This window comes from Flavobacterium sp. GNP008 (assembly GCF_056428965.1).
Genome location: NZ_JBWJVL010000001.1, coordinates 1,278,208 through 1,303,502, shown reverse-complemented (window position 1 = coordinate 1,303,502; position 25,295 = coordinate 1,278,208). Strand labels below are relative to the sequence as shown.

Below are 25,295 nucleotides of genomic sequence, written 5' to 3'. Positions count from 1 at the left end.
TTCTTAATTAATTATTTTTGTACTAGGTATTTCTAATTTTAACGTGGTATATCACATTTGGTTTTGTTCCAACATGCTCCAATAAATGGTACATTCTTTCGTCAGCAGCTAATTTAGTCACTTCCGCTTCTTTATCATTTACATCTCCAAAAATCATTGCTCCTGTAGAACAAGCATTAGAACATGCAGTTTGGAATTCACCATCAACGATCGCTCTTCCTTCTCTTTTCGCTTTTAAAATTGTAGCTTGTGTCATTTGAATACACATAGAACATTTTTCCATAACACCACGAGAACGAACATTCACGTCTGGATTCAACACCATACGCCCTAAATCATCGTTCATGTTGTAATCGAATTCACTGTTTTTGTTATACAAGAACCAGTTAAAACGACGTACTTTATACGGACAGTTGTTAGCACAGTAACGCGTACCCACACATCTGTTATAAGCCATGTGATTTTGACCTTGACGAGAATGTGAAGTTGCAGCAACTGGACAAACCGTTTCACAAGGTGCATGATTACAATGCTGACACATTACCGGTTGAAAAGAAACCTGTGGGTTGTCACCCGCTTTTTCCATTTCGTTGAATGTAGATAATGAACTTGATAAACCTGCGATATTTTCTTTTCTTTCGTTATCACCTTCAAAAGTACTTTCAGAAGAATAATACCTATCAATACGCAACCAGTGCATATCACGGCTTCTTCTTACTTCAGATTTCCCTACAACAGGAACGTTGTTTTCTGCATGACATGCAATTACACAAGCACCACAACCCGTACAAGCATTCAAATCGATAGAAAGATTAAAATGATGTCCTACTGAACGATCAAAAGAACTCCATAAATCTACTTTTGTTGCCTCCACTTCTTTATGATCCAATGAAACCATTGGTTGTTCATTCCAAATGTGAGCCTCTTTTGTATTGAAAATTTCTAAAGAAGTTTCTTTAATAATATCTCCTCTACCCATCAACGTTTTCTGACCTTGAACACAAGCAAACTCATGTTCCCCTACAGCTTTTACCAATGTTACAGATTGCACATTATTGAAACCTTTATATAAAGAGTAAGCATTTAAACCTACCATCATTTCTTCTTTCAAAGCCGCTTTACGACCATAACCCAATGCTAAACCTACAGTTCCAACCGCTTGACCAGGTTGAACGATTACTGGAACATTTTCTAATTTAACGCCATCAGCAGTTGTAATAGTAGCATAACTACCGTTTAAACCACCATTAGCAACAATTTCATTAGAAAGTTCATATTTCTTTGCATCAGCATTCGAAACTGTAACATAATTATCCCAAGATACTCTTGTAATTGGATCCGGAAACTCTTGCAACCAAGGGTTGTTAGCCTGCTGACCATCACCCATACCTGTTTTAGTATACAATACAAGCTCCAATCCTTCAGTTACTTTTGCATTTGCCAAAGCATTTGCAGCAGCACTATAATCAGCACCACCTGAAGTGGCAGCTGGAATAACTCCAACATAAACACCATCATGCAGCACTTTACTCCATGAAGAACCTGATATTATTGTTGCAGAAGTAGCTTTAACATAATCGTAGAATGTCCCTGAAAGTCCATTTAAAGACAATAAAACATCTTGAAATTGTTTGGTATCAAAAAGAGGACGAATTGTAGGCTGTGTTATACCATAAGTACCTTTTGTAATACTTACATCATTCCATGATTCTAAATAATGAGGAACAGCAGCTGCAATAGTACTTACTAAAGCAGTTTCATCTTCTTTTAAAGAAAATGCCACTGATGTTTTTACTTTTTTAAGTCCTTCAACAAAAGAAGCACTATCCGCTAGAGTATAAACCGGATTAACACCACTCATCATCAAAGTATGAACGCTTCCAGCTTTCATATCATTAATTAATTGAGCAACTTTTGCATTGGAACCTTTTCTAATTTGTCTAACTCCTGAAGTACTGAAAGCTTCACTTGCCAACACTTGGTTGATAGCCAAAACTAACAACTGAGCATTTTTATCTTGAATACCCGATACCAATACTCCTTTTGAACCAGCAGCTTTCAATTGTTGAGCTGCTTTTGTAACTTCAGCTTTAAATTTATTTTCTAAACGTACAGCAACAGAAGAACCCGTTACAATATTATATATATGAACTAATGCTTGTTTTTGATTAGCCGTAGACATTGGCACACGTTTATCAGCAGCAGCACCGGACAAAGTCATGTTTGCTTCTAATTGAAAATGGCGCGACATCATTCCTGCTTTTGGAATTCTTCCTTTAGCATAACCGGAATCAAATCCTCCACCTTGCCAGTCTCCAAGAAAATCAGCTCCAACAGAAACAATAAGAGATGCTTTAGAAAAATCGTAATCTACCAAAGCTCTTTCTCCATAAACTGCCTCAAAAGCATCTAATGCTTCAGATTCAGATACCGCATCATAAACAACGTGTTTAGCATTTGGATTTTTACCGATAAACTCAGCAATCAATTTTTCTGTAGACGGACTAGCCAATGTGTTTGTAAGAAGTACCACTTGTCCGCCTTTTGCGGCAGCATCAACAATACTTGATTTAATTTTAGAATCAACAGCCGACCATGTTGAATTTTTACCTTCCATTTTTGGCTGCTTCAAACGCATGCTATCATATAAAGATAAAATAGACGCATGAATTCTCGCATTCGCACTAAACTTAGCCCCCTGAATAGTATTATTATCTATTTTAATAGGACGCCCTTCGCGGGTTTTTACCAATAAATTAGCAAAATCAAATCCATCAAAAACAGAAGTAGCGTAATAATCCGCAACTCCAGGAATGATTTGTTCTGGCTGAAGTACATAAGGTATTGACTTGTTCACAGGACCTTCGCAAGCAGCAAGCGTAGCTGCAGCTGTACTAAAACCTACGTACTTTAAAAAATCACGACGTGATGTTGACGAAGATGACAATGCGTCATTATTTCCTAAGAATTCATCCGTAGGAATCTCTTCAACAAATTCGTTATTTTTAAGCGCCTCAACAATAGAACTATTTTTGTCTAGTTCTTCAACACTTTTCCAGTATTTTTTGTTTGATGACATATATAAATATTAAAATCTTAATAATTTGATTAATAATGGCATTTACCACATTCTAAACCTCCCATTTGCGCAGCAGTCAATTTGTCTACTCCGTATTTCTTAGAAAGCTCATCATGAATTTTAGTATAGTATTCATTGCCTTCCATTTTAACTTCTGTTTTTCTATGGCAATCTATACACCAACCCATTGTTAATGGAGCGAATTGCTTTTGAATTTCATATTCCTGAACTGGTCCGTGACAGGTTTGACATTCAATACCCGCAACAGTTACGTGTTGCGAATGATTAAAGTATACAAAATCAGGTAAGTTATGTATGCGAACCCATTTCACAGGTTGCGTTTTACCAGTATAACTTTGCGTTGTTTTATCCCAACCAACTGCAGTATATAATTTCTGTATTTGCTCATCATAGAACGCCTTACTGTATTCTGGAGTAGCAGTAGTTTCAGCCACTTCAGCAATGTTTTTATGACAGTTCATACAAACATTCAAAGAAGGAATACCAGCATTTTTACTAACTCTCGCAGCAGAGTGACAATACTTACAGTTAATCTCATTATCTCCAGCATGGATTCTGTGCGAATAATGAATTGGCTGTATTGGCTCGTAATTTTGATCTACGCCAATTTGCATTAAAAACCCATAAACAAAATAGGCACTTGCTAAAAGCAAAAACACCGCAGTCACCAATACTAAAAATTGATTTCTCACAAACGCCTTCCAAATAGGAGTCGTAGGAGTTTTTGGAGCTATTTCAATACCATTCGCTTTCGCAACTTTAGTTAAAACATTATTTACCAAAAACAACATTACAACCAGAACAACCATGACAAGTGCCAAAGCACCTAATATGATATTATTAGACATCCCGCTATCCGCAGGTGCAGTTCCAGGAACCGCAGTAGTTCCTGCAGCAGCTACAGGAGCCTCCGCTTTAGGCTCTGATGTATAAGCAATGATATTGTCTATATCGCCATCCGTAAGTTGCGGAAAAGCAGACATCACTGCCTTATTATTTTCCTCAAATACTTTAACCGCCTGAGCGTCTCCAGATTTAATTAATTCCGAACTGTTACGAACCCATTTATGAAGCCATGAAGCATCATATTTAGCAGCAATACCCCTAAGAGCAGGACCTGTTGCTTTCGCATCAAGTTTGTGACATGCCGCACAGTTTGCATTAAAAAGCTCCTTACCCTTTACTGGGTCCGCACTTTGTGTAGTAGCGGAAGCATCCGGAGCAGCATCTGTAGCTGCAGGAGTAGCTTCTTGAGCAAATGAAGTAAAGGAAAAAGATAGCATTAAAGCTATGCTAAAAAATAATTTCCTTGAGATCGAATTATGGTTACCCACCTTTTTCATATAGTATAATGATTATCTACTAAAAATTGGCACAGTTTTTTCTAATTGACTTATAAAAACTGATCCTTTATTTTAAAACTTCGACAAAAATACGACTTAAGAACTATTCTCAAAACCTTAAAATAGTCTTAATTTCAATTTATATCTATTCTAAATAACATTTGCTATTTGCTATCAATCATTAAATATTACTTTTGCATAAAAACAATCACATTATGAGAATTTTAGCCCTTCGTAAAGCATTTTATATCTCTATTACAATCTGTTTTTCCTTCTTCAAGGCGAGTGGACAAGATGGGAAAATTACAGTAAAACAAGACAAAAAATTTGAACAATTATTAACTGAAAAGAGAAAAACAAATCTTTCAAATGCTGTTAATGACGGATATAAAATTCAAATTTTCAGTGGAGAAAGCGAAAAAGCAAAAAATACACTGAATGAATTCAGACAAGAATTTAACAGCATTGATGGCACCATTATATTCAACACACCCAATTATAAAGTTTGGGTTGGAAATTTCAATACACGAATTGAAGCGGAACGAAACTTAATAGAAATTAAAAAAAGGTATCCTAATGTACATTTGATAAGACCAAGTAAATAAAGATGAATGAACAACAAATAAAAAAGCAACTCAAATAGAGTTGCTTTTTTATTTTTAAACATCATTGAAAAACCAGAAGTTTTAGAGGCATGTTTAAAATTCCTTATAGAAACTTAGCAAAACTAAGACTACACCATTTCATTAAAAATTAATTTTGTGTCTACATATCAATTTTTAATTAACCAATCAATAACCAATATTAAAAACACCCCGTACCGTGATAACATATTGAATTACTCACTTTATATTCAAACAGCTACCATCAAAGACCTTTTACCCGCTAATACATACTATTTATACACCCTAAAGCTAAATTTCAATTTCAAAAAATAGACAAATTAAGGCCGAGTTTATCTAGAAAATTTTCCAATTGTTCATATAGTTTACTACCAGCTAAAATAAAAAAATCCCGACGAATCGGGATTTTAATTATAACATTTTGAAATTCTATTTCAATTTCTTTTTTACCGCAACCTCATGGTATGATTCAATAACATCTCTTTCTTCGATGTCGTTGTAACCTTTTACTTGAATACCACAATCGTATCCTTTAGCAACTTCTCTTACATCGTCTTTGAAACGTTTCAGTGCTAAAAGCTCTCCTGTAAAGACAACCACTCCTTCTCTAATGATTCTCATTTTGGCATTCTTAACAATTTTACCATCCATAACCATACTTCCCGCAATAGAACCAACTTTAGAAATTTTGAATATCTCTCTGATCTCTGCAGTACCAAGAATTTCTTCTTTCATTTCCGGAGCTAACATGCCTTCCATTGCATCTTTCAAGTCATCAATTGCAGCATAGATAATAGAGTAATAACGAATATCAATTTCTTCTTTGTCCGCTAATTGTCTTGCATTTCCAGCAGGGCGAACATTAAATCCGATAATAATCGCATCTGAAGCAGAAGCCAACATAACATCAGTTTCTGTAATTGCTCCAACACCTTTATGTATGATATTAATTTGAATTTCTTCCGTAGATAATTTAGAAAATGAATCTGATAACGCTTCAACAGAACCATCCACATCCCCTTTAAGGATAATGTTCAATTCTTTAAATTGACCCAATGCAATTCTACGTCCAATTTCATCCAATGTGATATGTCGTTGCGTACGTACGGATTGTTCACGCATCAATTGAGAACGTTTAGAAGCAATTTGTTTAGCCTCTTTTTCGTCTTCAAAAATATTGAATTTATCACCCGCTGTTGCTGCTCCATCAAGACCTAGAACTGAAACTGGAGTCGAAGGACCCGCAACAGTTACTATATTTCCTCTTTCATCATGCATGGCTTTAATTTTACCATGATGCTTCCCAGCCAACATATAATCTCCAATTTTTAAAGTTCCATTTTGAACTAAAATAGTAGAAACATATCCTTTTCCTTTATCAAGGAACGCCTCGACAACAGTTCCAGAGGCCGCTTTATTTGGATTGGATTTCAAATCTAAAAGTTCTGCTTCTAACAATACTTTTTCTAATAATTCTTTAACACCTGTTCCTACTTTCGCAGAAATATCATGTGATTGAATTTTCCCACCCCAATCTTCAACAAGTAAATTCATACTTGCTAATCTTTCTTTTACTTTTTCAGGATTAGCATTTGGCTTATCAATTTTATTGATCGCAAATATAATAGGAACTCCAGCTGCTTGCGCATGGCTAATCGCTTCTTTGGTTTGCGGCATGATGTCATCATCAGCAGCAATCACAATAATAGCAATATCCGTAACTTGAGCACCACGCGCACGCATCGCCGTAAAGGCCTCGTGACCTGGTGTGTCTAAAAATGCAATTTTTTGCCCGTTATCCAATGTTACTCCATAGGCACCAATGTGCTGTGTTATTCCTCCAGACTCTCCTGCAATTACGTTTTCTTTACGAATGTAATCTAGTAACGATGTTTTACCGTGATCGACGTGACCCATTACCGTTACAATTGGCGCTCTGAAAACTAAATCTTCTTCTCTGTCTTCAACTACCTGAATTGCTTCTTCAATGTCTACAGTGATAAATTCAACTTCATAACCAAATTCATCAGCAACAATAGTCAAGGTTTCCGCGTCAAGACGTTGGTTCATGGTAACCATGATCCCAAGAGACATACAAGTTCCAATCACTTTTGTAATCGGCACATCCATCATGATCGCAATTTCACCTACCGTAACAAATTCAGTAACCTTAATAGTTTTACTTCCTTCATCAATAGCTCTTTGCTCTTCATCCGATTTCTGACGGTGTGTATCTCTTTTATCTCTTCTGTATTTAGCCGCTTTAGATTTCCCACCTTTACCTTGTAGTTTTTCTAAAGTCTCTCTAATTTGATTTTTAACTTCCTCTTCTGTAGGCTCCACTTTTGCAACAATCGCAGGTCTGTTTCCTTTTACAAAACCAGGTCTTGCACTTCTGTTTGCATTGAATCCTCCTCCACCTACATTAGGTGTAATTTTATTAGGATTTGGCGCACCAGGAACTCCCGGCACTGCAGGCGGTCTAGGAGCACCTGGCTTTGGAGCAATCCTTTTACGCTTGTTTTTATTTGCATTGGCTGCCGCCGATCCTGGAGCACCCGGTTTATTCGGAGTGATTTTCGGCTCTTCTTTTTTCTTTTTTGGTTTGTTGAATTGAGATAAATCTATTATCTGACCTGTCAAAGTAGTACCCGATAGCTTTTGATATTGCGTAGTGATGGTCTCATCAACAGGCGCTTCATCAGCTTTAACTGCTTCGGTTTTTGCGACCTCTTTTGGCTCTGCAACAACTTCTTTTACAATCTCTGGCTTGATTTCTTTAATCCCTACAACAGGTTTCGGTACATTTTTGTCTGAAACAGGTTTTTCAGTTAACGGCTTTTCCATTAGTGGCTTCTCCGCTGAAACTTCTTTTGAAACAGCTTCTACTTCGGGTGCTTTAGCAACTGGAGCTTCCACTTTTTCTGCTACTTTTATTGGCGTAATAATTGAAGGTTTCTTAGGGTTAAGATCAATCTTACCTACCTGAACAGGACCTGCTATAACCGCTCGCGCTTTTATAACCTCTTGTTGCTTAAGTCGCTCTTCTTCGATTTTACGTTTGTCTTCGATTTCTTTCTCTCGTTCTAAACGCAAAGCCTCTTTCTCTTTTCTCTTCTCTTCACCAACTTCTTTAGAAGCTTCTTTATTCCCTTTGTCACCTGCAAATTGACCGCACAAGACATTGTATACATCATCAGAAATTTTTGTGTTTGGATTTGCTTCAATAGCAATCCCTTTATCTTTTAGATAATCCACAGCTCTTTCCAAAGAAATATTCAATTCCCTTAAAACTTTGTTTATTCTAATAATTCTCTCTTCAGACATAAAACCTTTTTATTATTACCTTTTTTGTTATTCCTCACTTTACTCCCAACTCGATACCTACCGAGCAAGAATTAATTGTAAAGTGGCATGTTTATCGTTGAAGACACATTGACTAACTGTCAAATTCTTCTTTCAATATTCTCATTACATCCAGAATAGTTTCCTCTTCCAGGTCTGTTCTTCTTACTAAATCTTCTACATCTTGTTTTAAAATACTTTTCGCAGTATCCAACCCAATTTTTGCAAATTCTTCAATAACCCAGTCTTCGATTTCATCCGAAAACTCAGTTAATTCAACATCATCCTCATCAGCGGTTGCACCAGCAACATCACCTTCACGAATAACATCTAATTCATAGCCCGTCAATAAACCAGCTAATTTAATATTGTGTCCACCACGACCAATTGCCTTTGAAACTTCTTCAAGCTTCAAGAAAACCTCTGCTCTTTTAGTATCTTCATTGATTTTAATCGAAGAAACTTTAGCAGGACTTAATGCTCTTGTGATAAACAACTGTATGTTACTGGTATAATTAATAACATCTATATTTTCATTTCCTAATTCACGAACAATTCCATGTATCCTTGAGCCTTTCATACCTACACAAGCTCCAACGGGATCAATTCGATCGTCATAAGAATCTACGGCTACTTTTGCTTTTTCACCTGGAATTCTCACGACTTTTTTAACCATGATCAAACCGTCGAACACTTCCGGAATTTCTTGTTCAAATAATTTTTCTAAAAACTTATCAGAAGTTCTAGACATAATAATTTGAGGTTTATTTCCTTTCAATTCAACACTTTCAATTATTCCCCTTACATTATCTCCCTTTCGGAAAAAGTCAGAAGGTATTTGTTTTTCTTTTGGCAAAATAATTTCATTCCCTTCATCGTCCACTAAAATAACAACTCTTGGACGCACATGATGCACTTCAGCTGTGTAAATATCGCCAATTAAATCTTTAAATTGCTTGTAAAGATTTGTGTTGTCATGTTCATGAATTTTTGAAATTAAGTTTTGACGCAACGCTAGAATCGCTCTTCTACCTAAATCAATTAATTTCACTTCTTCGGAAACCTCTTCACCAATTTCGAAGTCAGGCTCTATTTTTCTGGCTTCAGTCAATGTAATCTCAAGGTGATCAAAATCCAAATCTTCATCAGCAACGATCACTCTTCTTTGCCATATCTCCATATCTCCTTTGTCAGGATTTATAATGATATCAAAATTATCATCTGAACCGTATTTTTTCTTCAATGCATTTCTAAATACATCTTCTAAAATTGCCATAAGCGTTACACGATCAATAAGTTTATCATCTTTAAACTCTGAGAATGAATCGATTAATGCTAAATTTTCCATGCGAATTCTTTAATTAAAATGTTACTGTAACAATTGCTTCTTTTATATCCACGTAAGGCAACTTAAGTTCTTTTTGAACTGTTTCCTTTCCTTTTCCAATTTTTTTAGGCTCTCTTGCTTTCCAAGACAAAATTACAAAATCATCATTAGCTTCCACTAATTCAGCTTCAATTATTTCTGTTCCAGTTTTCACAATCAAAGTTCGCCCCACATTTTTCTTGTACTGCCTTACTAATTTTAATGCTGAGCCTACACCTACTGAGGCTACTTCTAAAGAGTAATCTTGTTCCTCACGATCCAAGCTATTGTCTATAAAACGACTCACATCAATACAATCTTGAAGCGCCACTCCATTATCACCATCCAAAGCCACAATAACCTTGAAAGCATCAGTGACAGTAAGGTCTATCAAAAAGACTGATGGCTTTTCTAAAAGGCATTCTGCCAATAACGAGTTTACTTTTTCTTTAAATGTCATATTTTTATAAAAAGAGGGGACATTTAGTCCCCTCATTATCTAGATTTTAATAAATAACGGTGCAAATATAGTGTTTTTTTTTATAAATTAAAATAATCGATTGCTGTAAAATAATTTCTTATCTTTATTATAGCATTAAAATAACAGTTTTCATATAATTTAACACTTTCTAACGATGAAACGCATTTTAGTCCCCACCGATTTTTCTGAACACGCTGAAAACGCACTAAAAACAGCCGCCATAATTGCAAAAAAAAATAAAGGCGAAATTTTTCTATTGCATTTATTAGAACTTCCAAACCAGATGAACGACGCGATAGTAAATGGCAGTAGCATTCCTGAAGTAATGCTTTTCATCAAAAAAGCAAACGAAACACTTCAAAAAATCAAAGAACAACCCTATTTAGACGGAATTTCCGTAATCGCATCTGTACAATTTGAAAGAGCGTTTAATGGCATCCTAGCTTTTAATAAAAAAAATAAAATTGACTTAATAGTTATGGGATCTCACGGCACTTCAGGTATTGAAGAAATTCTTATTGGCTCTAATACCGAAAAAGTGGTGCGACTATCCGATGTCCCTGTTTTAGTAATAAAAAACGATGTAAAAGAATTAAAATTTAAAAATTTTGTATTTGCCTCCGATTTTTCAAAAGAAATAGAAAAGCCATTTAAAAAAATGATAGAGTTTGTTACCATTTTTGACGCCAATCTTTTTTTAGTAATGATTTGCACGCCCAATAGCTTTAAGACCACTCTTGCTGCTGAAAAAACAATGAGTAAATTTATCGCTCAGCAAACTATTGAAAACTACTCTTTACACATATTTAATGATGCCAATATTGAAAACGGAATCACCAATTTTGCAAAAACAATCGATGCCGATTTAATTGGACTTTGCACACATGGTAGAACCGGATTAGCTCATTTTTTTAATGGAAGTGTTAGTGAAGACCTAGCCAATCACATTCCTCGACCTGTCATTACATTCAAAATTTAACTTATCTCCAGAGTCAATACAACAGAGAAAACCTGCGCTCCTTAGACCTTAAAACCTCACCTAACTCCAAAAAAATATTGCATAAAAAAAGCCCTCAAAAATTGAGGGCTTTAAGTTGGTCTACAAGGACTCGAACCTTGAACGACTGCACCAAAAACAGTTGTGTTACCATTACACCATAGACCAGCATTGCTGCTAAGCGAGTGCAAATTTAAAATAAATTTTAGTTTGCGCAAACTTTTTTTGCCTTTTTATGAAAAAAAAAATTGTCTAAATCAAATTTAATTTCAAAAACAAAATAAAACCCTTTACAATCAGCGCGTTACTGAAGTGTAATACTTTTCCAGAAAATAATGTTAATGGTAGGACGGTTAAACAAAAAAACATTTTCTTTGTAACTTACAATTCAATTAAATTTTAGTACATGGAGAAAGTAGCATTCAATTTCAATAAATGGAATACAATTATTGGTTGGCTTACATTTGGAATCGCATTATTAACCTACACTTTGACTGTTGAGCCCACCATGAGTTTTTGGGATTGTGGTGAATACATTGCCACCGCTGCTAAATTAGAAGTAGGACACCCACCGGGCGCTCCATTGTATCAGATGATTGGAGCTTTTTTTGCGATGTTTGCTTTTGATGAAACAAAAATTGCTTTAATGGTCAATATGATGTCCGTATTTTCGAGTGCATTTGCCATTTTGTTTTTGTTTTGGTCTTCATCGATGCTTTTAAAAAAATTGGTTTCTCGATTTTCAGAAATAAATAAGAACAATGAAATTGTAATATTAGGAAGTTCATTTGTAGGCGCTTTGGCTTACACATTCTCGGATAGTTTCTGGTACAACGCCGTAGAAGCCGAAGTTTATGCCATGGCTTCATTATTGATCGCTTTATTATTTTGGCTGGGATTACGCTGGGAGCAAGAAATGAATGCTCCAAGAGGAAATAAATGGTTATTAATCATTTCTCTTGTTGTAGGACTTTCATTTGGCGTACACTTCATGGCTTTACTAACAATTCCAGCAATAGGTTTTCTGTATTTTTTTAAAAACTATAAAGTGGTTACTATCAAGAATTTTCTAATTGCAAATCTTGTAGTAATTGCTATTTTACTTTTTATCTTCAAATTACTTCTTCCTATGACTATGGGATTTTTTGGTAAAACAGAGGTTTTCATGGTAAATAGTTTGGGATTACCATTTGATTCTGGGACAATATTTGTCGGACTACTGCTAATAGCTTTCTTTTATTTTGGATTAAAATACACCAAACAAAAAGGGCTGGTACTTTACAATACTATCATACTTTGTATTTTATTTATTCTAATTGGTTTCTCCACATGGATGATGCTCCCTATCAGAGCAAATGCAAATACGGTAATTAACGAAAACAAACCCTCTGATGCTAGGGAGGTCCTGGCCTATTACAACAGAGAACAATATGGTGTAAATCCATTATTTTATGGCCCACAATATACTGAAGGCTTTGCCGGTTTAGATGAAAAAACACCTTATATGGATAAGGCGCCCAATTATGAAAGAGACTACAAAACTGGTACATATGTTATTGTAAATAATTTCAAAAATGCGGATCAAAATACAGACGACAATCACAAAACTATTTTACCAAGAATGTGGAGTGGCGATCATATTGAAAACTATATGAATTTCACGAATCCTCCTGAATTCAGATTAAACCCTAATTATCCATACGAAGATGATTTAGCCAAATATGGGATAGATCCAAGCCAATTAAGTGAGGAAGATTACAATAAAGCGATTGCTCAATTGAAAAATGAAACCGAAAAAACGGTTAATGAATTCAGACAAGCCTACGCTCAGAAACAAATTGACAATGAAGGTTATATAAAATTTCTTAAGAGCTATGGTGATTACTTAATAGTTGACAAACCAACAACAGCTGACAATCTTGGCTTTATGACTGAATACCAGTTTGGCTACATGTATTGGAGATATCTAATGTGGAATTTTGTGGGGCGTCAAAATGATGTTCAAGGCAGGTATGATTATTTAGATGGTAACTGGCTTAGCGGAATATCATTTATAGACGAACTGCATTTAGGAAGTCAAGAAAATCTGCCATCGGATGTGTTAAACAATAAAGGTCGAAATGTATATTTCTTCTTGCCCTTTATTCTTGGACTTATCGGCTTAATGTACCATGCGAATAAGGACTTAAAAAGCTTCTATGTACTACTCGCTTTATTCCTTTTTACAGGAATAGCGTTGAAAATCTACTTGAACGAAAGACCTTTTGAACCGAGAGAAAGGGATTATGCCCTAGTAGGTTCCTTTTATGTATTTGCCATTTGGATAGGCTTTGGTGTTTATGCATTGTACGAAAGTGCCACAAAATATTTAGCTCCAAAAATTGCAGGTCCAATAATAATTGCAGCAAGTTTGTTAGCTGCACCGGTACTTATGGCAGCTCAAAACTGGGATGATCATGATCGTTCTGGGAAATATACTGCCGTAGCTATGGCAAAAGCGTATCTTACTTCATGTGATCCTGATGCCATATTATTTACAATTGGTGACAACGATACCTTCCCGCTTTGGTATGCGCAGGAAATTGAAAAAGTGAGAACAGATGTCAAAATTGTGAACACTAGTTTATTCATGACGGACTGGTATATCGACCAAATGAAGACTAAAACCTACGAATCAGATCCTTTGCCTATTTCGTTTACACACGATCAATATGTGGGAGATAAGCTGGACTATGTAGCGCACATTCCTAAAGTTGAAACCCGTTGGGATATAAAGGATTTTATAGATTTTATAAAAAACCCAAAATCAACTGTAGAAATGCAAAACGGACAAACCATTCATTTTTACCCTACCAATAAAATTAGAATTCCAGTAGACAAAAATATTATTATTAAAAACAAAGTGGTCTCTGCTAAATACAATGATTCCATAGTTCCCTATATTGACATAGATATAAAAGGCAATGCGTTGTATAAAAACAGATTAATGATGCTGGATATCGTTGCCAATAACAATTGGAAACGCCCTATTTATTTCAGTGGAGGCGCTTTTGACAACGAAGATTATATCTGGATGAAAGAATACCTTCAACTCGAAGGAATGGTATACAAATTAGTACCTGTAAGAACAATAATCCCTAAAGATGGAGGTCCGCTTGAAATGGGACAAATAGACTCTGACAAAATGTTTGCCAAGGTTATGAAATGGGATTGGGGAAATAGTGAAAGCAGTACAATATATCACGATCCGGAGACCCGAAGAAATAGTATAAATTATCGTTCTTACCTTTCCAGATTAATGAATCAATTAATTATTGAAGGTAAAATAGACAAAGCAAAAATTATAATCGATTTGGCTATGACAAAAATGCCTTTGGACTACTTCGGTTATTACTCGTTAGTTGAGCCTTTTGCAGGAGGATATTATAAGATTAATGAGAAAGCAAAAGCACATCGACTGCTAGAAAAACTAATAGGTAAATATCAGGAAAACCTCAATTATTATGGCAATCTTAAATCTTCAGAACAAAGCAGTATTGCAACGCCTATCATAATAGATCTTGAGCGTTACAGAAGTCTGCTGCAAGTCATGAAAGAAAATGGCGATATCGATTTTTACAACAAGAATAAAACAACATTCAATACGTACATCAAAATGTTTGAACGTTTTGGACGTGAAAAAGAGTAATTTTAAATACCAATTAGAAAAGATAGCGATTTTGAAAAAATGTCGCTGTCTTTTTTTATTTTAAAAAGGAAAAATGAAATTCTACTGGATAAAGACGCATTGGATCATCAAAAAAATATTCTCTAATTATACCTGGGATGTTTCCAAAGGCCAAAATACGGTATATCTCACATTTGATGACGGCCCTATTCCAGAAGTTACTACATGGGTGTTAGACGAATTAAAAAAATACGACTTAAAAGCTACTTTTTTTTGTATTGGAGAAAACATTAAAAAAAACCCCGATTTATTCAAAAAAATAATCTGCGAAGGCCATACTATAGGCAACCATACCTTCAATCATCTAAATGGTTGGAAAACGCCAACTGGAGCTTATATTGAAAATACACAACTGTGCAAAGAAGTAATAGAACAAACTGTCAATTCTAATCTAAAAACTAAAATTTTTCGTCCACCTTACGGCAAATTAAAAACCGCACAATCCATAGCATTGCGGAAATTAGGATACCAAATAATTATGTGGGATGTGCTTAGCGCTGATTTTGACACAACTATTCCAAAAGAACAATGCTTGCAGAATGTGATAACAAATGTAAAGCCAGGAAGTATTATCGTTTTTCACGATAGTCTAAAAGCATTCAAAAATCTGGAATACGTACTGCCAAAAACTCTTGAATTTTTAAAAGAAAAAAATTATACTTGTGCCGTTTTGTAACCTGCAGAGCCAATTTTACAATTGTTCCTGAACAATTCCAATTAAAGTATTGGCATCTAACTCCCCAGACTGCCTCCAGATCATTTGACCTTGTTTGTAAATCATCAAAGTAGGCAAACCTTTGATTCGTAAAGCATCTGCTAATTCTTGATTTTTATCCACATCAATTTTAATAACTTTTGCTTTATCACCAAGAGCAGCTGCTACATCTCTGATAACAGGATGCATTGAAACGGAAGATTCATTCCATTCTGTGTAGAAATCAATTAACACAGGTACTTGAGTATTTATAAGTTCTCCAAATTTTGACATAAACCAAAAATTTAATTTTTTAAATTCACTAAAAAGAGATATTTATTTTACAAATGTAGCATTTTAAACGTATTCAGCCACATTAACACCTTTTTTTAGTTCAATGACTGTTATTTCCGGCATAATACCTACTCTGCCTGGATATGCATGAAATCCAAATCCTCTATTTACATAAACGTATCTTCCGAGGTTTTCATATAATCCAGCCCATTGTTTGTAAACATATTGCGCTAAACTCCATTTGAAATAACCTGGAATTTCAATACCAAATTGCATTCCATGTGTATGACCGGAAAGTGTGAGGTGATAATGTTTATCGTCATGTTGCACTACATGCTCCCAATGTGAGGGATCATGACTCATCAAAATCTTGAAATCTTCTTTCTTTAACTGCCCTGAAGCTTTAGTTAAATCTCCTGCCTGTTTGAAGTTATGCCCCCAGTTTTCGACGCCTACCAATGCAATTTTAGCGTCTCCCTTTTCAATAAATGTATGTTCATTCAATAATAAATTAAAGCCTATTTCCCCATACAAATTTTTTATAGCTTTAAAATTGGCCTCTTTTGCTGCTTCTGTTGGCCATGTAATATATTCACCATAATCGTGATTCCCCAGTACGGAATATTTACCATATTGGTGTTTTTTAATCCTATTGAATGTCTCTATCCACGGGTGCATTTCCTTCGCGTCAGTGTTCACAATATCACCCGTAAATAAGATAAGATCAGAATTTTGCTCATTAACTAAATCAATCGCATAATTAATTTTATCCGGATTATCAAAACTTCCGCTGTGAACATCTGATATTTGAGTAATAGTAAAACCATCGAAAGCATCCGGTAAATCAGGAAAAAAAATCTGTTGCTTGATTACTTTATAATTGTATTTTCCTATAGTCACTCCGTAAATTAAAGATAAAAAGGGAACTGCCGCTAATCCCAACCCTATTTGACTAACAAATTTTCTTCTGGAATTCAAAAAATCTGAACCTTTGTCATAATTAACAAAGAATTTAACGGTTCCAGTTGCTAACCTAAAAATATCTTCTCCTATTAATACAAGAGTTAAAATTAATTTTGGAACATAAACTATCAATAACAGCCCCATAACAACCATCATTTCTTTGGTCTGACCCTTACTTCGGTCAAACTGCATCAAAGAATAAACAATGTATATTAAAACGAGTAGGCTTGCTAGCTGAATTGAAAATAATACTGGTCTTGATTTTATCAAAGTTTTCAGTACTTGAAAAGTATATAGCTCAACAATAAGAAGGATTAAAGAAAGAAATACGATACGGAAGATCATTTTAAAAAAATTTTACACAAAATAACAAAACAATTAATTAAAACAGATTCTAATTAATTAAAATTTAACTCTTGACCGTCCTATTACAAACCCACATCCTCTTTTAAATAATATAAATTAAATAGTGTAATGGTAAATTATCATTCAAAAAACAGCATTAATTAGTGTGATAATTAATGCTGTTTTTTGAATCATTATTATTACTATTTTATAACCAATGTCATGTTAGGAGTTATCATATTATCTGTAAGCATCGTAGAGGAATAACGTTGCGCATATACTTCTACATAATCATTGGTATTCAACTCTACTAAAGCATTTAATGGCAATACCACTATATCACTGGCAACAGTACCACGCCCATAAATCTTGTATTGAGTAACAACAGCTGTGTTTTTGGCTATATAAATAATATACGTGCCTGGATTTGTAACTTGAAAAGAAATAGAACCCGTTACTTGAAAAAATCGTTTCTTTTTTCCTAAATATGTAAGTCGATTGTTTAAGCCTGAGGTAGAAAATCTAAATAAATTTGTTGAAGCCGAAACCCCTTGTACTTTTATAATATTACTTGGATTAACCATATTAAAATTTGTTCCTGCACCAGAACCAACTGGATAATCGACAGAAAACTCTCCCACTGCGGTAGCATCTGTCTCGTTAGGTATACCGGCACTACGGACATTCCAGCTATTGTTAAAATTATACCCCGAATAACTCCCGGTAGTATAGCCGTTTACATACTTACCAGACGTTACTGTGCCTGTAAATACTACTGTCTCCATAACTGCATCCCCAGTTATAGTTGGATTAGATGAAACGTCAAATCCAATAGATGTTCCCGTCACCTCACTGAAACCACCTTGTTTTTGTACTAACCCAAAGGTTCCTTGTAATTTTTCATAAGTCCCTGAATTATTACTAAACCAAGCTACATTACTTATCAATAATTTACTAATACTATCATACGTAATTCCTGAAGCGTTCCCTACAAATTGAACAATACTTACAAATACCAATCCAAATCCAGTTACTGTACCTACGTTAGAACACCCTCCCACTATAGCATCTCTAAGAATCAGATTTTGTGCTGCCGTACCACTTAAATTAAAGGCTTTTCCTCCTCCTGTAACTTGAATTGTTACATTTCTAATACTTCCTCCTGAGGCTCCATCAAAAAGATTTCCTGAAGTTCTGATCAACTTATCTTCATTTGCATCCAAACCAGAAACATAGGAGTTATTTAAGTCTATTGGTAAATCTAGTGTTATAGCTCCATTTATTTCATAATACGTACTCACATCCAAAAGATATTTAGTATTTCCTCCAGCTGCTTTCTCTGCTGCTAAAACGGTAGCTAAAACATCCGTAGATTTTATACGTTTAAATTTTAATCGGTCACTTGTACCACTATTTAAAACATTCCATAGGGATAAGGTTGAATTGAAGTGATAAAAAGACTTTAAAGTGGTATCATACACCATTAAGCCATCTGCTGGAGAAACAATAGCAATTCTTTCTGCTGTGTTCATCCTTGGTGTCAACATCCCTTGGGTTGTGGAGGACACATCCAATATTGAACTAGCATGAGGCGCAGTCGTACCAATCCCTACTTGCCCAAACATATTTGACGTTATTGTCATACAAAATAACAAACAGGCTTGAACTACCCTTTTAGCAAAGTAATGTTTTTTCATAACAAATAAATTAAATGATTGGAGACAAATACTGGTATTAGCAACAGTACTAAAATTCAAAATTAAGCCTTTTATCGGCTAAATATGTTTTTAGTCGATAAAAACGGCTATTTTTAGATTAATATGTTTATAATCTTACAGTTTTAAACATCCTAAAAATATATCCGTTTTCATTTGTAATTATTTTCCTGTTTATAAAATTAGAGAGATGGATTGCTTAAAGTCGTTTACATTAAGTGTAGCCCCTTTTTTCTCTTAATTTGGTTAAAAAAACCTTCAAAAGAAATATTTGATTCCTTCACTCCTTTATCTGGCAAGTTTTGTACTTTTGAAAACTTTACCAAAATCCCAATTTATGTCACAACAAAAACGCCTCTTTCTTCTAGATGCCTATGCGTTAATCTTTCGAGGATATTACGCTTTCATAAAAAATCCAAGAATCAATTCTAAAGGAATGGACACATCCGCCATTATGGGATTTATGAATTCTTTAATGGATGTTATTAAAAGAGAGAAACCAGATCATTTAGCTGTTGCTTTTGACAATGGCGGAAGCCAACTTAGAAATGAAATATTTCCTGAATACAAAGCCCACCGTGATGCCACACCTGAAGCTATAAAAATTGCCATTCCTTATATCCAAGATTTACTTAAAGCCATGCATATTCCTATAATTGAAGTCAAGGGCTATGAAGCAGACGACTTAATTGGGACTATTGCAAAACAAGCCGAAAAAGAAAATTACAAGGTTTTTATGGTTACACCTGATAAAGATTTTGCACAACTGGTTTCCGAAAATATTTTCATGTACAAACCTGCTCGAATGGGTAATGGAATAGAAATCTGGGGAATTCCGGAAGTTCTAGCCAAATTTGATATTGAAAGACCAGATCAAGTAATCGACTTTTTAGGAATGATGGGTGATGCTGCCGATAATATCCCAGGGCTACCTGGTGTAGGCGAAGTAACCGCTAAGAAACTTTTGAAAGAATTTGGAACCATGGAAAATCTTTTAGCCAATACGGATAAGCTAAAAGGAAAAATGAGAGAAAATATTGAAGCCAATAAAGACAAAGGGTTGTTGTCTAAAACTCTGGCTACAATTTTACTGGATTGTCCCGTTATTTTTGATGAGAAAGATTATGAATTATCAACTCCTGATGTCGATAAAACGGATGCCCTTTTCAACGAATTGGAATTTCGAAGAATGGCGGAACAATTTGATGCCATATTTAAAAAAGGGATTACCCCAGCAGGCAGTACTACCATCGACGAAACAAAATTACACAAAAAAACTGCCCCTAAAAACGAAGAACAGTTTGACCTTTTTGGAAGTGCCATTCAGGACGATTCATCTGATGAAGCGCGCCATCAATTTTATAATAATTTAGAAAACACTGCTCATTCATACCAGATAATCCAAGGTGATTTAGGGTTAAAATTACTATTGCAAAACTTACAAAACCAATCATCGGTATGTTTTGATACCGAAACAACTGGACTAGATGCTTTACATGCTGAATTGGTAGGAATCTCTTTTTCGTATGAAAAAGGAAAAGGATTTTACATTCCTTTTCCCGAAAACCAACAAGAAGCACAAACTTTAATCGAGAAATTCATTCCTTTCTTCGAAAATGAAAATATTGAAAAAATAGGACAAAATTTAAAATATGATTTGAAAATTCTGACCAATTACAATGTTACCGTAAAAGGAAAATTATTCGATACCATGATTGCCCATTATCTGATCAATCCAGATATGCGTCATAATATGGATATTTTATCGGAAACGTATTTAAAATATTCGCCCCAATCCATTGAAACTTTAATTGGTAAAAAAGGAAAAAACCAGAAATCAATGCGTGATGTTGAACTAGAAGAAATTAAAGAGTATGCCGTTGAAGATGCTGATGTAACCTTACAACTCAGGGAAATTTTTACTTTAGAATTAGACAAAACTGGAACTAAAAAACTTTTTGAGGAAATCGAAATCCCACTGGTAAACGTTTTGGCAGATATGGAAAAAGAAGGCATTCGCGTGGATGTTGATTTCTTAAAATCACTGTCGAAAACATTAGATGATGATATCAAAATTCTAGAAGCAAACATATTTGAAACTGCTGGCGAGAAATTCAATTTAGCCTCCCCAAAACAATTGGGTGCTGTTTTATTTGACAAATTAAAAATTGGCGGGGCTAAACAAAAGAAAACCAAAACAGGACAATATGCTACTGGAGAAGAAATCTTGAGTTATTTAGCTACTGATAATCCTATAGTAAAAGACATTCTGGATTGGCGACAATTGATTAAGTTACAAAACACGTATGTTGACGCACTACCCAATCAAGTAGATAAAATTACCCAGCGCATTCACACTGATTACATGCAAACCGTGGCAGCAACTGGACGCCTGAGTTCGAACAATCCCAACTTGCAGAATATTCCGATCCGTACTGAAAGAGGAAGACAGATCCGGAAAGCATTTGTAGCCCGAGATGAAAATCACACTATTGTTTCTGCCGATTATTCTCAGATAGAATTGCGAATTATTGCTGCTCTAAGCGGGGAAGAAAACATGATTGCCGCCTTCCAAAATCATGAAGACATTCACAAATCTACTGCTTCAAAAGTATTTAATGTTCCATTAGAAGAAGTGACCCGCGAGCAACGAAGTCATGCCAAAACGGTAAATTTCGGAATTATATATGGGGTTTCGGCTTTTGGATTGAGCAATCAAACGAACTTATCTCGCAAAGAGAGCGCTGATTTAATTGAGGCGTATTATCAAACCTATCCAAGATTAAAATCTTACATTCAGGAACAAATAGATTTTGCAAGAGAGAACGGATATGTGCAAACAATCCTTGGGCGTCGCCGCTATTTAAAAGATATCAACTCACAAAACGCCATTGTTCGTGGCGGTGCAGAACGAAACGCGGTCAACGCCCCGATACAAGGAAGCGCTGCTGATATCATCAAAATTGCGATGATTAACATTCATCAAAAACTCACATCTGAAAGCTGGAAAAGTAAAATGCTGTTGCAGGTTCACGATGAGCTTGTTTTCGATGTACACAATTCGGAACTCGAAAAAATCAAACCAATGATTAAACACGAAATGGAACATGCCTTCACACTTGCAGTTCCGTTAGACGTTGATTTAGGAGCAGGAAAAGACTGGCTGGAAGCGCATTAAAATTATCTTTTATTCTATCCAAAAAAAAATCTCTAATCGTTCAAAAACGATTAGAGATTTTTTTTGTAGTTATAGAAAATGAGTTGCTACAATTTTCTTGTTGACTCTCTTTCTTTCAATTTAGTTTTAATGACAACGGTTTCATAAGGAACATGCTCTTCTTTAGATTCTAACCTGTCGATAAGCAATTTAGCGGCTACTTCTCCTATTTCGATTCCGTGCTGACTTACCGTCGTTAAACTGGGAGACAATCTACGGGAAGCGAGAATCCCATCGGCAAAACCAATAATTGAAATATCCTCAGGCACTTTATATCCTTTTTTAAGTGCAATACGCAAAGCGGCAACAGAATCATTTTCTTCCAAAGCAAAAATGCCATCTATTTTATTTTCAAAAACTTTTTCGATTTTATCTTTTAAATCCTCTTCGGAGTCCGTTCTTAAAATAATATCATTATTAACTGAAATATTATTATTATTTAATGCTTTTAGATAGCCCTCGACTCTTAGTTTTCCAACACTTAGATTATCAATAGAGGATAACAAGGCAATATTTTTACACCCTAAATCAATTAAATGTTGGGTAGAATTTAATGCTGAATCAAAATCATTAACAATTACTTTGTCACAATCGACACCATCGGCAATTCGATCAAACATAACAATTGGGGTTCCATCATTAATGATTGCCGAAAAATGGTCGTAATCGTGATTTTTTTGGGCTTCTTCAGAAACAGAAACAATAAATCCATCAATCGTTCCGTTACTCAGCATTTCCAGCGTATGCGCCTCTTTCTCTGACGATTCGTTAGAGATACACATTATAACATTGTATCCTTTTTCATCTGCTACTTTTTCGATACCACTAAATACTTTAGCAAAAAAAGAGTTTAGAATATTTGGTATAATAACTCCTATAGTTTTTGTTTTTCTGTTTTTAAGATTCAGACCAATAACGTTGGGTTTGTAGTTTTTGAGTTTTGCGTATTCTTTAATTTTAACTTTAGTTAACTCACTAATCTCCGGACTATCGTTAAGTGCTTTCGAAACTGTTGAGACCGAAACATTAAGTTCTTTTGCTATTTGTTTTAATGTAGCTTTAGCTTTCATAAATTTAAAATATTAACGAGGGGAAGAGGAGACTATATGGTAATTATACAAACTATTTCAACAATTCTATAATAATAACCATTAAAATTAAACCAACTTTACATTTCAATTAATTGAAAATCAATACCTAAGACGTGGTTTTTTATTATTATATTTGTAATCCTAATTCATCAATCGCAAATATACATATTAAATCATTAATCAGAAAGAATACAACTATTAACCTTTTAAATGTTTAGATTATGAAAAATGTAGTTTCGATTCAAGAAGTAAAACCATCTTTCACAAACAGAAGGAGCTTCCTGAAAATTAGTGGCCTCACACTTGTGGGCACAAGTTTATTGTTAGCGGGCTGTAATGATGACGATTATGAGAATGATCCAGTAAATCAGTTTCCCGGAGTAAGAAATGGAGTTTTTGATTTAGGCGGTGGAGATTTTGGTGTCCTAACCTATGCTTATGCACTAGAACAGCTAGAAGCCGATTTTTATACTAAAGTAGTAAACGCTTCTGGATTCACAACGAATTTCACAGCACAAGATCAAGCAGTTCTTACTGATTTGTATCGTCATGAGGTCATTCACAGAGAGTTTTTCAAGACTGCCTTAACAGGGGCTTTACCGGATCCAAACACTCAATTACTACCCACCTTAGCTTTTGATTATGGAACCTTAAATTTCAGCAACCGCACACAAGTTTTAGCTACGGCAAAAGCCTTGGAAGATACCGGAGTCGCTGCATATAACGGTGCTGGAAAATTAATCAAAAGTCCTGATTACCTCCTATTAGCAGGAAAAATAGTTTCTGTTGAAGCAAGGCACGCCTCGGCGATCAGAAGTTTAATCAATCCGAATTCAAAAGATTTTGCCGGAGATGATGTTATAAATGTCACTACAGGACTAGACGTAGCCAGTAACCCATCACAAGTAATTCCTGTAGCTGGTGGATTTATCACAACAAATTTTACTGCACAGTATTTACCTTAAACTTTTAAATTTAGAAATTATGAACATATTAAAATTTATAGAATCTCTTGCAGATGAAAATATATTGCAAACGAAAGGCTCCAGAAGAGAAAGTTTAGGACAATTCAGTACATTAGGGAAAAACTTAGCATTAGCAGCCATTCCATTCGGATTAGCATCAGTATCAACTTCAGCATATGCGGCCGATATCTCGCCAACTCCTAGTACACCCATTGGGGCTTTGCAGCTTGCTTTAACACTAGAATATCTTGAAAAGGAATTTTATCAGATGGCGTTAGATTCCGGTGTAATCCCTTTACTTGAAAATTTAGGGCGTGATAGAAAAGTTTTTGAACAAATTTCTAAACATGAAAACAGCCATGTTACGTTTCTAATTAACGGCCTGGGTGGCACTGCAAGTGCAAATTTCGTACCTAAACCTACTTTTGATTTTACCGTTGGTGGCGCTTTCAAACCCTTTACAGATTACCCAACTTTTCTTGCCTTGGCCCAAGCTTTTGAAGACACAGGCGTAAGAGCTTATAAAGGACAGGCAGGAAATCTAATTTCAACCCCAGATTTACTTACGGCTGCATTACAGATTCACTCTGTTGAAGCCAGACATGCCTCAGAAGTAAGAAGACTCAGAGGATTAAAAGGATGGATTTCAGGAAATCAAAGAGGAGCAGGTATGCCCGCTGCAACACAAGCAGTATATGATGGTGAAGAAGTTACAGTTCAAGCCGGATATAATACAGCTGCTTTATTTGGTGCTGATGCAGGTTCTGAATCTTATGATGAACCTTTGACAACAGCTCAAGCGGTAGCAATAGCAAATATATTTATTGTATAAAATTGAATTCCCTTACTATCAAAACCATTTGAATCCTAAATTCAGATGGTTTTTTTTGTGTAAGACTTTATTTATCATCGTTTTAATTAAAATTAATCTGGCATTTTCATCCAAAAATAAATCTATAGATATATAGTTAAAATTATCTTTTACAGGTGTTTGTATTTAAAATAAATAATTGTACTTTTGCAACCCCT

At 34.9% G+C, this 25,295-nt stretch carries 16 protein-coding genes and 1 tRNA gene; 7 read left to right on the top strand and 10 right to left on the bottom strand.

The window, feature by feature from the left end; genetic code table 11:
* Positions 1 to 22: 22 nt before the first annotated feature.
* On the bottom strand, positions 23 to 3,079 hold the full coding sequence (locus AC0608_RS05830; protein WP_478288415.1) for a TAT-variant-translocated molybdopterin oxidoreductase: 3,057 nt from the start codon (positions 3,077 to 3,079) through the stop codon (positions 23 to 25).
* Between the two features lie 29 nt (positions 3,080 to 3,108).
* Positions 3,109 to 4,443: a c-type cytochrome gene (locus tag AC0608_RS05825; protein WP_478288414.1), complete on the bottom strand. Its 1,335-nt coding sequence runs from the start codon at positions 4,441 to 4,443 to the stop codon at positions 3,109 to 3,111.
* Positions 4,444 to 4,658: 215 nt separating this feature from the next.
* On the opposite strand from AC0608_RS05825, the gene AC0608_RS05820 reads away from it, so the two are divergent.
* Positions 4,659 to 5,048, top strand: a complete 390-nt coding sequence (locus AC0608_RS05820; RefSeq protein ID WP_417958695.1) for an SPOR domain-containing protein — start codon at positions 4,659 to 4,661, stop codon at positions 5,046 to 5,048.
* A gap of 447 nt (positions 5,049 to 5,495) precedes the next feature.
* Here AC0608_RS05820 and infB read toward each other — a convergent pair whose 3' ends face one another.
* The 3 genes from infB to rimP all read right to left on the bottom strand — a co-directional run bounded on the left by infB (position 5,496) and on the right by rimP (position 10,237).
* Entirely contained in the window at positions 5,496 to 8,393 is a 2,898-nt protein-coding gene (gene infB / locus AC0608_RS05815; protein ID WP_478288413.1) for a translation initiation factor IF-2, read from the bottom strand.
* A gap of 112 nt (positions 8,394 to 8,505) precedes the next feature.
* Complete coding sequence (gene nusA / locus AC0608_RS05810; protein WP_478288412.1) at positions 8,506 to 9,759, bottom strand: transcription termination factor NusA; 1,254 nt, start codon at positions 9,757 to 9,759, stop codon at positions 8,506 to 8,508.
* 13 nt (positions 9,760 to 9,772) lie between these two features.
* Complete coding sequence (rimP, locus tag AC0608_RS05805) at positions 9,773 to 10,237, bottom strand: ribosome assembly cofactor RimP (protein ID WP_417989852.1); 465 nt, start codon at positions 10,235 to 10,237, stop codon at positions 9,773 to 9,775.
* A gap of 175 nt (positions 10,238 to 10,412) precedes the next feature.
* Between rimP and AC0608_RS05800 the strand changes: the two genes are divergently transcribed.
* On the top strand, positions 10,413 to 11,237 hold the full coding sequence (locus AC0608_RS05800) for a universal stress protein (protein ID WP_478288411.1): 825 nt from the start codon (positions 10,413 to 10,415) through the stop codon (positions 11,235 to 11,237).
* A 115-nt stretch (positions 11,238 to 11,352) separates the two neighbouring features.
* Here AC0608_RS05800 and AC0608_RS05795 read toward each other — a convergent pair.
* Positions 11,353 to 11,423, bottom strand: a tRNA-Gln gene (locus AC0608_RS05795).
* A gap of 238 nt (positions 11,424 to 11,661) precedes the next feature.
* Here AC0608_RS05795 and AC0608_RS05790 point away from each other — a divergent pair.
* Entirely contained in the window at positions 11,662 to 14,943 is a 3,282-nt protein-coding gene (locus tag AC0608_RS05790) for a glycosyltransferase family 117 protein (RefSeq protein ID WP_478288410.1), read from the top strand.
* Between the two features lie 73 nt (positions 14,944 to 15,016).
* Positions 15,017 to 15,658: a polysaccharide deacetylase family protein gene (locus AC0608_RS05785; RefSeq protein ID WP_478288409.1), complete on the top strand. Its 642-nt coding sequence runs from the start codon at positions 15,017 to 15,019 to the stop codon at positions 15,656 to 15,658.
* 15 nt (positions 15,659 to 15,673) lie between these two features.
* Here AC0608_RS05785 and AC0608_RS05780 read toward each other — a convergent pair whose 3' ends face one another.
* The 3 genes from AC0608_RS05780 to AC0608_RS05770 all read right to left on the bottom strand — a co-directional run bounded on the left by AC0608_RS05780 (position 15,674) and on the right by AC0608_RS05770 (position 18,975).
* On the bottom strand, positions 15,674 to 15,970 hold the full coding sequence (locus AC0608_RS05780) for a thioredoxin family protein (protein WP_073352222.1): 297 nt from the start codon (positions 15,968 to 15,970) through the stop codon (positions 15,674 to 15,676).
* A gap of 63 nt (positions 15,971 to 16,033) precedes the next feature.
* Positions 16,034 to 17,278: a metallophosphoesterase gene (locus AC0608_RS05775; protein WP_478288408.1), complete on the bottom strand. Its 1,245-nt coding sequence runs from the start codon at positions 17,276 to 17,278 to the stop codon at positions 16,034 to 16,036.
* Between the two features lie 203 nt (positions 17,279 to 17,481).
* Positions 17,482 to 18,975: a phage tail-like protein gene (locus AC0608_RS05770; RefSeq protein WP_478288407.1), complete on the bottom strand. Its 1,494-nt coding sequence runs from the start codon at positions 18,973 to 18,975 to the stop codon at positions 17,482 to 17,484.
* Positions 18,976 to 19,330: 355 nt separating this feature from the next.
* Between AC0608_RS05770 and polA the strand changes: the two genes are divergently transcribed.
* Positions 19,331 to 22,171 (top strand): DNA polymerase I, encoded by a 2,841-nt coding sequence (gene polA, locus AC0608_RS05765; RefSeq protein WP_478288406.1) that lies wholly within the window; start codon positions 19,331 to 19,333, stop codon positions 22,169 to 22,171.
* A gap of 86 nt (positions 22,172 to 22,257) precedes the next feature.
* Here the strand turns inward: polA and AC0608_RS05760 are convergent, their stop codons facing one another.
* On the bottom strand, positions 22,258 to 23,280 hold the full coding sequence (locus tag AC0608_RS05760; protein ID WP_417958703.1) for a LacI family DNA-binding transcriptional regulator: 1,023 nt from the start codon (positions 23,278 to 23,280) through the stop codon (positions 22,258 to 22,260).
* Positions 23,281 to 23,522: 242 nt separating this feature from the next.
* On the opposite strand from AC0608_RS05760, the gene AC0608_RS05755 reads away from it, so the two are divergent.
* A complete protein-coding gene (locus tag AC0608_RS05755) occupies positions 23,523 to 24,266 on the top strand; it encodes a ferritin-like domain-containing protein (RefSeq protein ID WP_478288405.1) in 744 nt (247 codons plus the stop codon).
* A gap of 19 nt (positions 24,267 to 24,285) precedes the next feature.
* Entirely contained in the window at positions 24,286 to 25,098 is an 813-nt protein-coding gene (locus AC0608_RS05750) for a ferritin-like domain-containing protein (RefSeq protein ID WP_417958705.1), read from the top strand.
* Positions 25,099 to 25,295 lie beyond the last annotated feature (197 nt).

What these genes read in the sequence shown, in the direction of transcription:
- AC0608_RS05830 (WP_478288415.1), bottom strand. Translation starts at nt 3,079, where the DNA reads ATGTCATCAAACAAAAAATACTGGAAAAGTGTTGAAGAACTAGACAAA.
- AC0608_RS05825 (WP_478288414.1), bottom strand. Translation starts at nt 4,443, where the DNA reads ATGAAAAAGGTGGGTAACCATAATTCGATCTCAAGGAAATTATTTTTT.
- AC0608_RS05820 (WP_417958695.1), top strand. Translation starts at nt 4,659, where the DNA reads ATGAGAATTTTAGCCCTTCGTAAAGCATTTTATATCTCTATTACAATC.
- infB (WP_478288413.1), bottom strand. Translation starts at nt 8,393, where the DNA reads ATGTCTGAAGAGAGAATTATTAGAATAAACAAAGTTTTAAGGGAATTG.
- nusA (WP_478288412.1), bottom strand. Translation starts at nt 9,759, where the DNA reads ATGGAAAATTTAGCATTAATCGATTCATTCTCAGAGTTTAAAGATGAT.
- rimP (WP_417989852.1), bottom strand. Translation starts at nt 10,237, where the DNA reads ATGACATTTAAAGAAAAAGTAAACTCGTTATTGGCAGAATGCCTTTTA.
- AC0608_RS05800 (WP_478288411.1), top strand. Translation starts at nt 10,413, where the DNA reads ATGAAACGCATTTTAGTCCCCACCGATTTTTCTGAACACGCTGAAAAC.
- AC0608_RS05790 (WP_478288410.1), top strand. Translation starts at nt 11,662, where the DNA reads ATGGAGAAAGTAGCATTCAATTTCAATAAATGGAATACAATTATTGGT.
- AC0608_RS05785 (WP_478288409.1), top strand. Translation starts at nt 15,017, where the DNA reads ATGAAATTCTACTGGATAAAGACGCATTGGATCATCAAAAAAATATTC.
- AC0608_RS05780 (WP_073352222.1), bottom strand. Translation starts at nt 15,970, where the DNA reads ATGTCAAAATTTGGAGAACTTATAAATACTCAAGTACCTGTGTTAATT.
- AC0608_RS05775 (WP_478288408.1), bottom strand. Translation starts at nt 17,278, where the DNA reads ATGATCTTCCGTATCGTATTTCTTTCTTTAATCCTTCTTATTGTTGAG.
- AC0608_RS05770 (WP_478288407.1), bottom strand. Translation starts at nt 18,975, where the DNA reads ATGAAAAAACATTACTTTGCTAAAAGGGTAGTTCAAGCCTGTTTGTTA.
- polA (WP_478288406.1), top strand. Translation starts at nt 19,331, where the DNA reads ATGTCACAACAAAAACGCCTCTTTCTTCTAGATGCCTATGCGTTAATC.
- AC0608_RS05760 (WP_417958703.1), bottom strand. Translation starts at nt 23,280, where the DNA reads ATGAAAGCTAAAGCTACATTAAAACAAATAGCAAAAGAACTTAATGTT.
- AC0608_RS05755 (WP_478288405.1), top strand. Translation starts at nt 23,523, where the DNA reads ATGAAAAATGTAGTTTCGATTCAAGAAGTAAAACCATCTTTCACAAAC.
- AC0608_RS05750 (WP_417958705.1), top strand. Translation starts at nt 24,286, where the DNA reads ATGAACATATTAAAATTTATAGAATCTCTTGCAGATGAAAATATATTG.